Raw genomic sequence first — 14,023 nt, forward strand, 5'->3', positions numbered from 1 at the left:
CGGACAGATTATTTACAGGGAAAAACATGAAATACATTATAAATAACACCATTTTCTATGATGCTCGCAGAGGTACATTATCACTCAGTAAGAGTAGCGATAAAGAGGTGGTTTTATTAAAGCCTGCTCAGCGACTGCTTTCATTGTTTATTGAAAGCAATAATGAAATTGTAGAGAGGGAGCGTTTGCTGGATGAGGTATGGAATAATCATGGCCTGACGGCATCGAACAATAACCTGAGCAATTATATCTCAGGGTTACGCAAGACGCTGGCTCAGCTAGGTGAGGATGACATTCTGGTTACTTACCCGCGGCAAGGGTTTAAGTTCGTCGCCGAGTCGATAACCCTTTTGGGGGAAGAAGAAGGTGAAGATAATGGCGAAACGCCGGAAGCGCATCCGTTAGCGGAAAAGAAAACCCGACGTATAAAACCGCTCATTCTGCTTCTGCTGCCCCTGGCCGCCGGCCTTATTGCCATCGGCGTCGCGCTGCATTATTACACTACCAATAATGACCTGAGCTTTATCGGTAAATATCACAGCTGCAACGTGTTCGCCATCGACAGCAGGCAGGATATTTCTTCGGCCAGGCGGCTGCTGAGCGAGTTTGATTATGATTGCAACAGCAGCGCCAGCGTATACTTATACGATCAGGTTGCCGATGACGACAGCACAGCGGCCGTGATGACCTACTGCCCCCGGCAAGGCCTGGCTGCGTGCAAAACGGTAAAGCTGCAACAGTAGGGCATATACCCTTCACATCAGAAGGGTGCAGTCGTTAGCGCATCAACGCTTGTTGCAAATAAAATTGGGGGAACTGTTGTCGGCAAAGATGTATTGCCGGTCATTGATCCTCTCGACCGTAAACAAGATGTCCTTCCCGACTGCCGGGAACAGCCGGTTAATCTCCTTGCTGTCGTTATTGTCATTGGCGCGCCGAACAACTTTTGTTGGGCGCAGCAAGAAGCGACCTGCATTCGCCGTATAGTTCATGGTAATAGTACGAGAGATCGTAACATGTTCATTATTATAGGTGGCGGACCCATTGATGATAAATGCACTTTCCCTCGCATTTATATTGACAATACTGACAAACAACACTCTGGATAGCGAATGTTTTTCATCATGATAATCGGTGCGGATTACCGCGTTGCATTCCGGCATGACCGGAGCAAAAAACTGCAGGTAGATGCCGAAAAATAGAAAGGCGACACCAATAATCATCAGCGATGCGAGCCACCCTTTTATTGCTTTTTTATTTCCTGGAAACATAGACATTCTCACAGGCCGCGTTAATGTTTTTTTCATTTTTTGGGCAATAAGCGAAAAAGGTCGCCAAAGAATGCAAAGCGCTGAGAACCAACGCACCGCCGTTATAATAATAAACCGTGGCCGGTTTATTGCAGTCAAAGCCGCTTTCCGCGATGATGTTCCTCACATCCTGCACTGAAATAGCCGTACGCACCAGCTTGTGGTGGCTGTTAATCATTTCTATTTCACAATTATCGATGCGCTGAGCGGGCACAAACTGCGCCGTCGGGATATAAACCTGGCGCATCCCTGCAGCCAACATCACCAGGCCACCGATAAAAACGGCCATTGCCACGCAGAGCCATAAATACTTCATCCGCCGGGTGGCCCCTTTCCCGATAAGGATTTTATTCAACTCAGGTTTGTCTTGGTTTGCTGTCTCATCGGTACGCGCAACCCCCGCCTGGAACTGAATTCCCTGCTTTGGCAGGGTGATCAACACTTCGCCTTCACCCAGTTCGGTAAACGCCTTGCGCAACTGAGAAAGCGCATTATTCAGATTATTGCCCGACTCGATCTGGCCATAGCTACCCCAAACCTGACTCAGCAAAAATTCGCGGCTTAATACTTTACTCTCATTTCGGACAAATAATAACAACAACCGATTAACCGTCGCGGTTAACGAGACTTTAGACTGTTCATCATCAATAACGCAAAGCTCAGAAACATCATCCCGATAAATAATTTTGTTGTTTATCACATAAGCCATAGCGCACCTCTTATTGAACGCTAAAATGATATCACAACGCACTTTTTATAGGAATATTCTTAAATAAGAATAATTAACCTTTTAATACATGAGGTTATATTTAAATGTTATCATAGCCATACTATTTTCTCTGTCAGAGAATCCCCCTTGGCTATTCGTCATCACAATCATCAACCTTCAGCGATGAAACCCTGTTTTTACCTTTTCTTTCCACCATAACCTCAACATATTGACCCGGCGGCGTCTCGGCAAAGATATTCAAAGCGTCCTGGGCATTATCAATCATTTTCCCTGCCACTTTATTAATGACATCGCCTTCCTGTAAACCGGCGTCGCTCGCAGCCCCCGCGTGTTTTACGCCCGTCACCAGCACATTATATCGTCCCCCCAGCTTTCCATGAATCACGGAAACATTAGCGGCTTCCACGCCGATGCAGCCGCGAATGACTCGCCCATCCGCCACGATTTTTTTCATTACCTTATTCACCAGGCTCGTCGGCAAGGCAAAACTGATGCCTTTTACACTATTCAGAGCCTGGTCTACCGAGAAAACCGACGTATTCATGCCGATCATTTCTCCAGATGCATTAACCAGTGGCCCGCCGGAGTTGCCTTTATTGATCGGCGCATCGGTTTGAATAAACGTCTGTCTGCCAATGACGCCGAAGCCGCTGCGGCCAATGGCGCTGACGATACCGTGCGAAACGGAGCCAACCAGGTTGTAAGGATTGCCGATGGCTAAAACAAAATCACCGACTTTGATTTTGTTATCTTCATCGATACGGATGGGCGTGGTCGCCACAGGATCCAGTTTCATCACGGCTAAATCGGTCAGTTTGTCATAGCCAACGACGCTCGCTTCTCTTACCGTCGCGTCGCTGAGCAGCGCCACCATGTTCTTGACGCCATTGACCACATGATAATTCGTCACCACATGCCCACGATTGTCCATAATAACCCCGGTGCCCAACGGGCAACCATAAGCAACATCATTACAATCTTTAGCATATATATATACAACAGATGGTATTGCGCGTTCTATCGCCATACTCAGTGACAATTCATTCACATTTTGCCGGTTCTGGTTAGCGAATTGCTTGAAATAGAGAGTGCTGACGACTGCGCCAATAAGCACGCCAATTAACATATGAATAACCTTTTTATTCATCGCACCCTCAAAATGGCAAATGGTTTTTATAAGAACATTCTTCATACCGAAGATAAAATGTACTGACAAGCGAAAAATTGGCGCAGTCAACAGCCCCAGGCTCAAATCTCTGCTCCCCTTGGTTTGAACACCTTTCCTCCTTCCCTGCGAACCTTTCAAACTCCCCGAAAAAAACAACATGCTGATTTAGTTAAATTTAAAACCAACCACACGCATTGTTTCGTTCCGCTCCTGCGTAAAAAAACGGCATTGTATGATCGCCCTCACAAACATGATAACATTATATTGTTATAACAAATGGCGACAACAACCAAAAGGAACCTCTGGATGAACTACCCTCTTGTTGGCAGCGCCATTGTTGAGCACAGCGGCGGTTTAAATAACTTACGCCATGTCACCAACTGCATGACACGGGTTCGCATGACCCTGGTCGATCCTGCAAAAGTGAATATTCAGGCGCTTAAAGGCATCGAAGGCGTGCTGGGCGTAGTGGAAGACGATACTTTGCAAGTGATTGTCGGCCCAGGCAAGTCGTCTAAAGTGGCGACGGCGATCAATGAACTGCTGGCCTCGGACCCGCAAACGGCGCCGCTGAGCGACGTAGAGCAAAAAGCGGCGCTGGCGCGCGAGAAATCCCGCAAACCCACACGCACCAAAGCCGTGTTGAAGCATATCGCCAACATTTTCGTTCCCATCCTGCCGCCGCTGATCGCCGCCGGGATTTTGATGGGGCTGAACAACATCTTGGTCAACTCCGCCGCCTCCTATGCGCTGACGCACGCCATTGCGACCAGCGGCGAGCTTTCTCCGGCCCAGGTGGTGCTGGATCAGCGCCATCTGCTGGGCCTGAGCCAATTTCTTGATATCGTTTCCAAAGCGCTGTTCAGCTTCCTGGCCATCTATACCGGCGTCACCACGGCGAAAGAGTTCAACGGCAACGCCATCATGGGCGGCCTGCTGGGCGCCATCACCATCGCACCCCAACTGCCTCTTTTGGGGCTGCTCCCCGGCCAGGGCGGGTTGATCGGCGTTATTTTCTGCGTCTGGCTGATGTGCGTGCTGGAAAAACAGGTGCGTCGCATCGTGCCCGACATTCTGGACGTGGTCTTGACGCCGACGATTGTGCTAACGGTGATGGCCGGTGCCTTGTTGTTCGCCATCATGCCCGTCGCCGGCATTGTGTCTAACGGCATCCTGCACAGTTTGAACGGCCTGCTGGCCACGGGTGGGCTGGCCGCCGGCTTCGTGCTGGCCTCGCTGTTCCCGTTCCTGATTTCGCTCGGTCTGCACCATGGCCTGTTCCCGATCCATCTGGAGATGATCAATGCGACCGGGCATGCTCCGCTGTTCGCCATCCAGATCATGTCCAATGCAGGCATGGTCGGCGCCGCCACGGCGGTGCTGCTGCTCACCCGCGATCCGGTGATGAAAAAAATCGCCAAAGGCGCCATTCCCACCTCGATCCTCGCCGTAGGGGAACCCACCATCTTCGGCGTGAATATTCCGGCGGGATTCGCCTTTATCACCGGCTCTATCGGCGCCGGCTTCGGCGGCATGATGGTCGTGCTGCTCGGTGTTTCCACCAATGGCGTCGGCGCCGCAGGTTTGTCGGCCCTGCCGCTGATCGCCGACGGCAAATATCTGCAGTATATCTTCGCCTGGCTCACCGGCTGCCTGGCGGCCTTTGTGCTGACCTACATCACGGGCAAGCTGCGCAAATACGATCGGGAAAGCGTCTGACGGGACGACAAACAGTTAAGGGAGCAAAAAATGAAAGCCATCATGTTGATGTTCGATTCACTGAACAAGCATCTGCTGTCCGCCTATGGCAGCGACCGGGCCATCACGCCCAACTTCCAGCGGCTGAAAGAAAGAACGGTGCGTTTCGACAATTTCTACGTCGGCAGCATGCCCTGCATGCCGGCCAGACGCGAGATCCATACCGGCCGCTACAATTTCCTGCACCGCTCCTGGTCGCCGCTGGAGCCCTTCGACGACTCCATGCCGGAAATTCTGAAAAAGCACGGTATCCACACCCATCTGGTCACCGACCATAAACATTATTGGCGCGACGGCGGCGCCACCTACCACTCCCGTTACAACACCTATGAGTTCGTGCGCGGGCAAGAGGGCGACTCCTGGAAGGGCGTGGTCGACAAGCCGATTTATCATTATGAATCCGGCGAGCCGGAAGAGATCAAACAGCGCCGCATCGCCAGCCGCACGCAACATCAAATTAACGTGCAGTTTATGAAGGACGAGCAGGATCATCCGCTGGCCAGAACCATCCAGAAAGGCCTGGCGTTCATCGACGAGAACCACGCGGCCGATAACTGGTTCCTGCAACTGGAGTGCTTCGATCCCCACGAGCCGTTTTTCGTGCCGGAAAAATACCTGCGGATGTACGGCATTGACGACGCCAGCGTTTTCGACGGCTGGCCGCCCTATTACTTCGTCACCGAAAGCGAAGAACGCAAGGACGCCATTCAGAAGTACTACCTGGCCTTGCTGACCATGGTGGACGCCTATGTCGGCAAGGTCCTGGACTACATGGACAAATACGATTTATGGCGGGATACCCTGCTGATCGTCAACACCGACCATGGTTTCCTGCTGGGGGAGCATGAGTGGTGGGGCAAAAATATCATGCCGCTGTATAACGAAGTGGCGAATATCCCCTTCTTCATCTGGCATCCCGAGCACCCTTATCGCGGCGAAGCGCGGCAGGCGCTGGCGCAAACCATCGACATTCCCGCCACGCTGCTGGATTTCTTCAAGCTGGACAAGCCGGCGGATATGCAAGGCGCCTCTCTGGTGCCGGCGATTTGCGACGATACGCCGATACGCGACTATGCGCTGTTCGGCTACCACGGCTGCCATATCAACATTACCGACGGCCGTTATGTCTATATGCGTTCACCGCAGGTACACGGCGCCGAGAACCTGTTCGAATACACCCTGATGCCCACCAGCATCAACCGCCGGCTGTCCCCTGAAGAACTCCGGCACATGACGCTGCATCCGGGATTCCGTTTCACCAAGGGCTGCCAGGTGTTGCGCATCCCCGCTTCTTCGGTGATGACCCGGGGTGCCGATCGCTTCGGGCACCGGCTGTATGACCTGGCGGAAAATCCGAAGCAGGATCGTCAGTGCCGGGACGCCGCCGTCGCCGAACGCCTGCTATCCGCCATCCGTTGCATGCTGGAACAAAGCGACGCGCCGCCGGAACTCTGGGCACGCTACCAATTGTCTGATCCCGCCTCTCCGCTGCTGGGCGCCGATCCAGACTGGGTGCCGGCATTCAAAGATTATGCGCCGCAACTGCGCTACGGTATGTTGGCCCTGACGCAACATCTGGAAGGCACTCATCAAACGGCAATAATTGATAAACTGAATGCTTCCGCCAAATCCTCATGGACCCCCGCCGATCTGTGGGCCTTCGTGCAGCAAGAAGTCCCACCTGAACAGCACGCCAGCGTGTTTTATAAACTGGCGCTGGAAATGCGGCTTGATTGAGAGGTCGCCCCGCCCTTTCGGCGGGGCGACTGCAGAACAGAAGGAAAATTAACGATGGGACAAGAACTGGACTACTCGCGCGGCGCCAAGCCGCTGTATGCCCAGCTGTATGACATCCTGCTGGAGAAGCTGAAAAACGGCGAATATCGGAAGAACGACGTACTGCCGACAGAAGCCGAGTTTGAAGAAATGTTCGGCGTCAGTCGCATCACCGCGCGGCGGGCGCTGGCCGAACTGGTCGCAAAAGGGTTGGTCAAACGTCAGGCCGGCATCGGCACCATGGTCATCAGCACATCGGAAAAGCAGAGCGTCAAGACCCGCATCAGCTTGATCGACGGCCAGCAAACGGAGGCGATAGCACGCAACAATCTGTCCCTGGCCCCTGTGCAGCCGCCGGAGCCTATCGCGCAGTTGTTCGACGCCGACAACGCGCTACTGCTGACGCGCACCATTTACCGCCAAAACGAGGAACCGGCGCAGGTCAACTATATCTATCTGACCCCGCGTTTAAACACGCTGACGTTGTCGGATCTGGAAAAAGGGTTGTACTGCGCATTGGAACAGCACAACGAAAACATCGATGCCTTCGAGGACATCATCACGGCCGAACTGCCGACGCCGGAAGACTGCGCAATCCTCGGCGTTTCCCCCTCGGTGCCGCTGCTGGTCAAAACCCGCAAAGGGTACAACGAGCAGGGCCTACTGGTGGAATACACCATCGCCAAGCATATCGCGCGTTACTATCAATACATCGTCGAGAACAGCAAATGAGCTGGTGGACGCAGGGAAAATCGCCGGATTACCGGTTTACATTAGCCAATGAACGCACCTTTCTGGCCTGGATCCGCACCGCGCTGACCTTTATGGCCGCCGCCGTCGGCCTGGATCAGTTGACGGACTCAACATCGCTGAAGGTGTTGATCATCGCGCTGGCGCTTACGGCGGCGGCGCTGGCCTGCTACGCCTACCATCGCTGGGCGGGCAACGAGAAAGCGATGCGGCATGAACAAGCCTTAGGCTATCCACGCCTGCTGATTTGGCTCAGCACGGGCCTGGCGGCAGGGATATTGCTGACGCTGGCCACATTGGTTCGGCCATGAACGCCGCTTGTCCGCAGCGCGATCCTGGCCTGCAGCCGGAAAGAACGGCGCTGGCGTGGCAGAGAACCGCATTCTCTCTATTGCTGCTGGCGCTTATCACCGCGCGTACCGGCCTTTACCGCGAAGAATATGTGCTCGCCGCACTGGGCTGCGCTTCTTTTTTCGTGGCGATGCTGTTGGTATTTGGCTCTTTTGTTCGGCAAAAATCGCTGATGGGCGCGATGGCGCTCCCGCTTGTCTGGTCGGCGTGGTTTAAAAGATTGCTCAGCCTCGCCCTCTTGTTTAATGCGCTGGGTCTCGCGCTACACAGCGCGCTCATGCTGTTATCGGAAGGAAGTATTCAATGACGGCTACCCACGGTTGTCTGGTGATGGCGAAGCCCACCGGATCGGTTTGCAACATCGACTGCACCTACTGTTTTTATCTTGAAAAAGAGGCGCTTTATCCCGAACGCCAGCAGAACTGGCGCATGTCAGATGAAACGCTGGCGCTGTATATTCAACAGCATATCCAAGCTCAGGATGGCGAGCAGGTGATGTTCTCCTGGCAGGGCGGCGAGCCCACCATGATGGGGCTGCCTTTTTTCCGTCGCATCGTTGAACTGTGCCAAAAATATGCCGGCGGCAAGCGCATTCAACACGCGCTGCAAACCAATGGGCTATTGCTGAACGATGAGTGGGCGCGCTTTTTCGCCGAACACCGCTTCCTGATCGGCATATCGATCGACGGCCCACAAGCGCTGCACGATCGTTACCGCACCTCGCGTTCGGGCAAAGGCACCCATGCCCAGGTACTGGCCGCCCTCACTCTGCTGCAAGAACACGGCGTCGACTTCAACACGCTCACCGTCGTCGGTAAGCATAACGTCGGCCAGGCGCGCGAGGTTTACGAATTTCTTTTGGCCGCAGGCTCTCGCCATATTCAATTCATTCCATTGGTTGAACGCCTGAGCACGGCGCAGAGCGCCGCGCTGAAGCTGGTCATGCCGGGTGAAAGCGCCGCCACGCTGGCGCCCTGGACAGTGCCTGCCTGGCAATACGGCGAGTTTCTCAATCAGATTTTCGATATCTGGGTACGGCGGGATGTCGGGCACGTCTCTGTACAGATGTTTGACGTGGCGCTTTCCGCCTGGTGCGATCAGCCGCCGGTGCTGTGCGTATTCGCCGAAACCTGTGGGCACGCCTTCGCTCTGGAAGCCAATGGCGATCTGTATAACTGCGATCACTTCGTCTATCCGGAGCATCGGCTGGGGAATATTCATCAGCAAGATATCCGCACCTTAAATAACAGCGAGCAGGCACATACGTTCGGCCGCGCGAAAAAGACGTCGCTAACGCCGGATTGCCGCCAATGCGAATTCAGGTTTGTCTGCCATGGCGGCTGCCCCAAACACCGCTTCGCCGTGTCGCCGTCCGGTCATCCTGGGCATAACTATCTCTGCCCGGGATACAAGCATTTCTTCAGGCATATCTCTCGCGAAATGAACGTGATGAAGGACTTGCTCGCCAACGGCTACCCGGAACAGGCCATCATGTACGCGTTGGCTCAGGAACAGCGGGCCGGCGCCGGCAGCGCCAAACCCAATGCTCCCTGCCCGTGCGGCAGCGGTAAAAAGTATAAGAAGTGTTGCGGTGCGAAAAAATAAGCCCAAAAGCCCGGTAAACGTCACCGGGCCCCTTAACTTGCATCACGCTACTTCACCGCCAGCGTGACCGCGTCCTGCTTGAAGCCGTAGCGGCTCAGCGGCGTGATCACCACCGACGTCGGTCGCCCTTCCACCGCCAGCGTCTGCGTCTCGCCCGCCATCAGGTAGTAGTTCTCCAGCGTCACCACCTTGCCCGACGGCTGCAGCGTCAGCTGCGGCGCCAGCCGCACCACGTGCAACCCGCCGTTGCTGAGCGTCAGCCGACCATCCGCCGCGCTCAACCGCAGGTCGTCCCACGGCGTCTTGCTCACCGCCACCGATTTCGGCTGCAATATCAGCCCGATGCTCTGACGCACCGGCATCCGCGCGCTGTTGTCCACCGCCTGCCCTATCCCCTCGAACGACGCCTTCAGCATCACCTCGTGCGGCAGCGCCGTCCCCGGCTTCAGCACGAAGTTCACCTGCTGGCTCTGCCCCGCCTCGATGCGCGCTATCGGCGGCGACAGCAGCACCGCCTTGCTGAACCCTTTGCCATCCAAATCCTCCACCTTCGTCGCCAGCAGTATCGGCTCCGACGAGCTGTTCCTGATGCTGAAGTTCACCCGCCCCGGGTTTTCTTCCAGCACGATGCCCATGCTTTCCAGCTGAAACGACGCCCCGGCGGCATGCACCACCCCCAGCGTCAACCACAGCCCACCCAGCAACTGCGCCAGACTCCGTTTTATCGTCATGATTGCCGTTCTCCTTTCATCCATTATCGCTATCGGTCCTGCCCGCCGGACGGCAGACGGCATCGCCCTCTTCGTACAGCACCGACGGGTCGAACGCCGCCGGCACCACGTAACTCACCACGCATTCGTTCATGTTCAGCCGCCGCACCCGCAGCGCCTTGCCGATATCGTCGTTCACCAGCATCAGGTTGCCTTCGCCTATCAGCGTACCCAGCAGCTGCCCCCGCTCGTCGTGCACCGACGCCCCGGTCGGCAGCAGCGTGCCGCTCTCATCCCGCAGGGTCAGCAGCAGCTGGCGCACTTCGGTCACCCGAAAACGCCGCTCCGCCACCGTGCCGCGCGCCAGCTCGAACACCGCTTCGGTGCTGTCCAGCCGCAGGTTCAGCGGCAGCGACAGCGTATCGACCTGCGCGCGCAGCGGCATATAAGGCATCAGCATCGGCAGCAGCGCGTCGCCGGCAAAATCCGTCATGCCGCTGCCGCCGCCCGACATCCTGACCCCCGACTGTCCCGCCACCCTCATCACCGCGAAGGTGTCGCCGATGCGCTGCGGCGACGTCACCCAGGTGCCGTTGGCCACCCCCAGCCCGCCAGACGATGCAAGCGACAGCGAGGAACTGCCCTGCCCGCTGTGCGAAGCCCCCAGCGCCAGCCGGGTATAAGCCGTCTCGCCGTTCAGATTGCCGGCTCCCTGGTACTCGCCGTCCGCGTCCCGCGTCACGTCCAGATAGCCGTTCAGCCGCTCGCTCACCGGCCCCTGCCAGCTGCCGCCCAGCGTCAGCTGATTGTTGCGCCGCGCCTGCAGGCGGCTGCTGACGCTGCCCGCCCCCCAGGGCAGGCTCAGCCCGGCGTAGACCGCCGCGCGGTCGTAAGCGGAAGACTGCAGGTTGACGCTCAGCGTCGCCCTTCCCAGGCTGACGCCGTACGCCAGCGCATGGGTCCAGCTGCGCCGGCTGTCGCGGTAATAGCGCTCGTGCGACAGCGAGTAGGTCAGCGCCCCGGCGCTCAGGGTGTGCCAGGCGAGCGCCGCCCCGCCGTTGTAGCGCAGCCGGGTCGTCTCTTGCGCCTCTGCCGGTGGGTTTAACCCTTCATCCGCGTCCCGAAAACCTTCGGTGCGGTACTGCGACGACAGCGACAGCGCCAGATGTTGTCCCAGCGCCACCTGCCCCTGAGCCTCCAGCTGCACGCCGGGCTGCCGGCCACGGGTGAAGGTCGCGCCGCCCGACAGCCAGTTGCCGGCGTCGTCACTCACACTGCTCTGCCAGCCCAGCCGCTGGTAGGTGCGCGCCAGCAGCCCGCCCGCCGTTATCTGCCCCCGACCGAGACGGAACTCCTGCTCCCCCAGCAGCAGCGCCGGCGGCGATGCGCCCTCACGCCCGGCGCCGTAGGGCCGGTAACGCCCCGCCGCCAGCCGATAACCGCCCGCCCGGCCCGCCGGGTCGCCGGCGTCGGGGGTGACCGTAAAGCGTTGCCGCCGCCCGTCGGTTTCGGTCAGCGTGACCTCGGCCTCCACCCCGGCCGCCACCGGGCCCAGCTCGCTCAGCGAAAACGGCCCGGCCGGCAGCAAGGTGCGGTACATCACCTGCCCGCGCTGTTTGACCTCCAGCGTCGCCGGGCTCGCCACGCTGCCCTGCAGCGGCACCGTCAGCGCCGCATCAGGCGCGCCGGCCTCAAGGGAGAGCAACTGCCCACCGCTGAGCGGCACGTTGCCGCTCAGCGCGCCGCCGGCGCTGAACTCGCCGAGCTGAACCACCGCACCCCAGCCGGGAAAGTCTTTGCTCGCCGAGGTCTCGTACACCTCGAGCCGACCGCCGCTCTCGTCGTTGCTGTAGCTTGAGCGATTGCGCAGCACCCAGTTACGCAGGTTGACGCCCGGCTCCAGCATCGCCTGCAGCGTCTGCTGATGGCCGTAGCGCCCCTGACGCCGGTTGGCGTACAGGTCGTAGTTCAGCAGCACCGCATGGCCGCCCGACTGCTCGCTGCGCAGTTTGTCCGCATCGAACGCCGCCTCCGGCAGGGTGATTTCCACCCGAAAGGCGCCGGGAAACACCTGCACCACCGCCTGCGGCCAGTGCGAAGCGAAACGTTCGCAGGCCCCCGGCGGCGGCGTGACCCGCAGACGCAGCGTCTGCGCCAGCCGTTCATCCAGACACAGCGCCCCCTGCGAATCGAAACGCACCTCTTCCTGGTAACGCTGCGCCGCATTGACCTCCAGCGTCACCCGGTGCACGCCCGGCAAGAACCGGGCGGTATTGAAAAATTCGGCAATATCCGCGTTGTACCCCAGCTGCGCCAGGGTTTTAACATCAAATCCGGCAGCGGCGGTTTTCGTCATCGGCCAGACCAACAAAAACAGCAACGCCGATGCCCTTTGCCTGATAGACACGTCATCTTCTCTGGGTTAATGCCGGGAGCGACTGATTCAGAAAAAGGGGGAGAACCCTCCCCCTTGCGTTATCCATCAGACATTACAGTCCGAACGCGAAATCCAGCGTGGTGGAGCCGTCCAGCTGGGTATCTTCGCCGATACCGCCATGCATATCGCCGCTTTTGGCCAGATAGGCTTCAACATTAAGATATGCAGTGAAGGTCTTGCCGATGGCCAGCGTATCGTCATTTGAAACCCAACCTACGCGCTTGCCGTGTTCGAGTTGTACTCTACCCGTTGGGGAGGTGATAGTACCGTCCTGGGTCACGAACAGCCGACCGAGTTTGCCATCAACCTGTGGGTGATAGACCGCTATCGCATAGAACCCCAGCTTGCCGGTAGTATTGACGCTACCGAGACCAAAGGTTTTTCCCGCCTCGCTGGCGGTGCCCAGGCGGTTGTCGATAACGTTGAAGGTCATCGGCGTTTCGGCATCGCATTTTACCTCCATGATGCCATTACCATTTACCCCCAGGCTGACCGCTTTGTCCCTGCTGATTTTCGTATGGCTGATGCTGCCGTAATCAAAAACCCCGTCGTTAGGGAGTGACACCTCACAGACCGGCGCCACCAGCTCTCCCACCACTTTGATTTCCGCAGTCGGGCCGGCGGCCAGACTGCCCCCGGCGACCAGCAGCGTGGAAGCCACCAACATGCGCAACGCAATTTTATTCATCAGTCGATATCCTTATATCGCTACAATCCAAATAACTTTTCAGGCACTCAGATGCCGTACGCAAAACTCAGGGTGGAAGATCCATCCAGCTTTACGTTGTCGGTAATTGGGCCATTCATGTCTTTGGAAGAGGCCAGATAAGGTTCGACCTCCAGCATGGCGGTAAACAGCTTGCCGCTGTTTTGTACGTTGCCCGACTTTGCCCAGCCGGTGACGTTGTTTTTATCGATATAGGCCGAACTGACGGTGGTGAACGCCGTGGTGCCTTTCTTCACGCTGAACAACGCCGAAACCGAAGCATTAACCGCGGGGTTGAGTACGTTGACCTTATAATAACCGAGCTTGCCGGCACCATTGACGCTGCCCAGGCCAAAGTTGGCGCCGCCGGTGGCGCTGGCGGTCCCCTCACGATTATCGACCACGGTGAAGTTCAGGAAGGTTTCGGCTTCGCAGTTAACGACCAGCTGTTTTTGCGATTTGGCCAACGCCGTGGCCGCCGTGGAGCTAATCATCTTATTCGACAGCTTGCCCAGATCGAACACGCCATCGTTGGTGATGGACACCTCACAGGATGGCACCGCCATCTGCCCTTTTACTTTCAGTTCCGGCGACATGGAGGCCGCAGAGACCTGATTCGCCATCATCATGACAGCGACGATGCTTGCAGAGATTACTGTTTTTTTCATCATGAATATCCATACTCATAGTTAATATTATCCCGTTCAAAACAGATGACGGGA

At 57.0% G+C, this 14,023-nt stretch carries 14 protein-coding genes; 7 read left to right on the forward strand and 7 right to left on the reverse strand.

Annotated features, from left to right (window positions below; translation table 11 throughout):
• Positions 1–26: 26 nt before the first annotated feature.
• Entirely contained in the window at positions 27–743 is a 717-nt protein-coding gene (locus GKN89_RS20960) for a winged helix-turn-helix domain-containing protein (RefSeq protein ID WP_154747695.1), read from the forward strand.
• Positions 744–785: 42 nt separating this feature from the next.
• Here GKN89_RS20960 and GKN89_RS20965 read toward each other — a convergent pair whose 3' ends face one another.
• The 3 genes from GKN89_RS20965 to GKN89_RS20975 all read right to left on the reverse strand — a co-directional run bounded on the left by GKN89_RS20965 (position 786) and on the right by GKN89_RS20975 (position 3,292).
• Complete coding sequence (locus tag GKN89_RS20965) at positions 786–1,271, reverse strand: hypothetical protein (protein ID WP_154747696.1); 486 nt, start codon at positions 1,269–1,271, stop codon at positions 786–788.
• Positions 1,255–2,019 carry a winged helix-turn-helix domain-containing protein gene (locus tag GKN89_RS20970; protein ID WP_154747697.1) on the reverse strand — a complete coding sequence of 255 codons (765 nt, stop codon included), beginning with the start codon at positions 2,017–2,019 and terminating at the stop codon, positions 1,255–1,257. The genes GKN89_RS20965 and GKN89_RS20970 overlap by 17 nt, the downstream gene beginning before the upstream one ends.
• A 151-nt stretch (positions 2,020–2,170) precedes the next feature.
• Positions 2,171–3,292: a S1C family serine protease gene (locus GKN89_RS20975; RefSeq protein WP_230329019.1), complete on the reverse strand. Its 1,122-nt coding sequence runs from the start codon at positions 3,290–3,292 to the stop codon at positions 2,171–2,173.
• 222 nt (positions 3,293–3,514) lie between these two features.
• Here GKN89_RS20975 and GKN89_RS20980 point away from each other — a divergent pair, with 222 nt between their 5' ends.
• The 6 genes from GKN89_RS20980 to GKN89_RS21005 are packed head-to-tail and all read left to right on the forward strand — an operon-like array spanning position 3,515 to position 9,448.
• Positions 3,515–4,927, forward strand: coding sequence for a PTS transporter subunit EIIC (locus GKN89_RS20980; protein WP_154747698.1), 1,413 nt, complete (start codon positions 3,515–3,517; stop codon positions 4,925–4,927).
• A 30-nt stretch (positions 4,928–4,957) separates the two neighbouring features.
• On the forward strand, positions 4,958–6,703 hold the full coding sequence (locus GKN89_RS20985) for a sulfatase (protein WP_154747699.1): 1,746 nt from the start codon (positions 4,958–4,960) through the stop codon (positions 6,701–6,703).
• A gap of 54 nt (positions 6,704–6,757) precedes the next feature.
• Positions 6,758–7,474, forward strand: coding sequence for a GntR family transcriptional regulator (locus GKN89_RS20990; protein WP_015378844.1), 717 nt, complete (start codon positions 6,758–6,760; stop codon positions 7,472–7,474).
• Positions 7,471–7,803, forward strand: coding sequence for a YidH family protein (locus GKN89_RS20995; protein WP_154747700.1), 333 nt, complete (start codon positions 7,471–7,473; stop codon positions 7,801–7,803). Before GKN89_RS20990 ends, GKN89_RS20995 begins: the two co-directional genes overlap by 4 nt.
• The gene (locus GKN89_RS21000) at positions 7,800–8,150 is read left to right on the forward strand and encodes a DUF202 domain-containing protein (RefSeq protein ID WP_049242273.1); all 351 of its coding nucleotides are present in this window, start codon (positions 7,800–7,802) and stop codon (positions 8,148–8,150) included. Before GKN89_RS20995 ends, GKN89_RS21000 begins: the two co-directional genes overlap by 4 nt.
• Positions 8,147–9,448 carry an anaerobic sulfatase maturase gene (locus tag GKN89_RS21005; RefSeq protein ID WP_154747701.1) on the forward strand — a complete coding sequence of 434 codons (1,302 nt, stop codon included), beginning with the start codon at positions 8,147–8,149 and terminating at the stop codon, positions 9,446–9,448. Before GKN89_RS21000 ends, GKN89_RS21005 begins: the two co-directional genes overlap by 4 nt.
• A gap of 47 nt (positions 9,449–9,495) precedes the next feature.
• On the opposite strand, the gene GKN89_RS21010 is transcribed toward GKN89_RS21005, so the two are convergent.
• From GKN89_RS21010 to GKN89_RS21025, 4 genes are all read right to left on the reverse strand, one after another.
• Entirely contained in the window at positions 9,496–10,179 is a 684-nt protein-coding gene (locus tag GKN89_RS21010; RefSeq protein ID WP_154747702.1) for a fimbria/pilus chaperone family protein, read from the reverse strand.
• A gap of 16 nt (positions 10,180–10,195) precedes the next feature.
• The gene (locus tag GKN89_RS21015) at positions 10,196–12,565 is read right to left on the reverse strand and encodes a fimbria/pilus outer membrane usher protein (protein ID WP_370520275.1); all 2,370 of its coding nucleotides are present in this window, start codon (positions 12,563–12,565) and stop codon (positions 10,196–10,198) included.
• A gap of 82 nt (positions 12,566–12,647) precedes the next feature.
• The gene (locus GKN89_RS21020; protein WP_154747703.1) at positions 12,648–13,283 is read right to left on the reverse strand and encodes a DUF1120 domain-containing protein; all 636 of its coding nucleotides are present in this window, start codon (positions 13,281–13,283) and stop codon (positions 12,648–12,650) included.
• Positions 13,284–13,330: 47 nt separating this feature from the next.
• Positions 13,331–13,969, reverse strand: a complete 639-nt coding sequence (locus tag GKN89_RS21025; RefSeq protein WP_230329020.1) for a DUF1120 domain-containing protein — start codon at positions 13,967–13,969, stop codon at positions 13,331–13,333.
• Positions 13,970–14,023: the final 54 nt, after the last annotated feature.

It is taken from the genome of Serratia sp. YC16 (assembly GCF_009707615.1).
Lineage (GTDB): Bacteria > Pseudomonadota > Gammaproteobacteria > Enterobacterales > Enterobacteriaceae > Serratia > Serratia surfactantfaciens.